General features: G+C 49.1%; 1 protein-coding gene and 1 pseudogene. Both read right to left on the bottom strand.

The genetic code is table 11. The annotated features are described in order from the left end of the window. Nucleotides 1-250: pseudogene (locus ADK28_RS33175) on the bottom strand (hypothetical protein); the annotation flags it as partial. 121 nt (nucleotides 251-371) lie between these two features. Further along, the gene (locus ADK28_RS33170; RefSeq protein WP_048797081.1) at nucleotides 372-791 is read right to left on the bottom strand and encodes a prophage tail fiber N-terminal domain-containing protein; all 420 of its coding nucleotides are present in this window, start codon (nucleotides 789-791) and stop codon (nucleotides 372-374) included. Nucleotides 792-821 lie beyond the last annotated feature (30 nt).

Raw genomic sequence — 821 nt, 5'->3', positions numbered from 1 at the left:
AACCTGACAGCATAAACCCACCATCAAGATAATCATCCTGCATTTTATCAGGCTCACCAGACAACCTGGCGATCGGGGATGCCTTTTTGATGAAGCCGTTGGCGTCAACGGTAGTATTGCTTGAAGTCCACAATGACGACCAAACAACTTTTGATGGGGCCGCTATTGTAGAATTACCTACCCACGCTTGGTTTGTCACTGACAAGGCAAAATAAGTACTCGATGGCCCACCATCAACGGGTAAAACCAATACGCCGCCAGCTGCACCGCCAGGCCTGTTGGCAGTCGCAGTGGTATAGCGACGAATACATGATTTATTATCTGTAGAAAAGATATCAGCAGTATGAACAGGGCCAGAAGCAAACCCAGCATTAATACCAGCTTTTATCAGCCGCGTTCTGCTCGCTGACCTTTGCCGATGCTGCCGATGCTGCTGATTTGTCGGCGGACAAAGCCGCCTCTGCACGCAGGCGATCGACGGTTTGCACAATCTCAGGCGTGATGTCGCTTTCCCCTGGACGACGCAGGAAATCGTTGAGTGTGCCGGGTAGGGAGTCAGTATAAACCTCTATTGTACCTACACGCTCTGGCTGAGCACCATAGACAGATACAATTACCTCGTAGGCACCTGGCTCCACATTTAGCGAATACCGACCGGTATCATCGGTGACAGATTGCGACTTAGCAAAATTCAACACCGTGGATGATGTTTTCATTGAGCGCATCGTAATCGTTACGCCAGCCCGAGAATCACCGTAAGGCCCCTTCAAAACACCGCTAATTACCACCATTATTTATCACTCCCAGATTTAATAATGTAA

It is taken from the genome of Serratia sp. 506_PEND (genome assembly GCF_001076875.1).
GTDB lineage: Bacteria > Pseudomonadota > Gammaproteobacteria > Enterobacterales > Enterobacteriaceae > Serratia > Serratia marcescens.
This window is presented reverse-complemented; position numbering and strand designations above follow the sequence as displayed.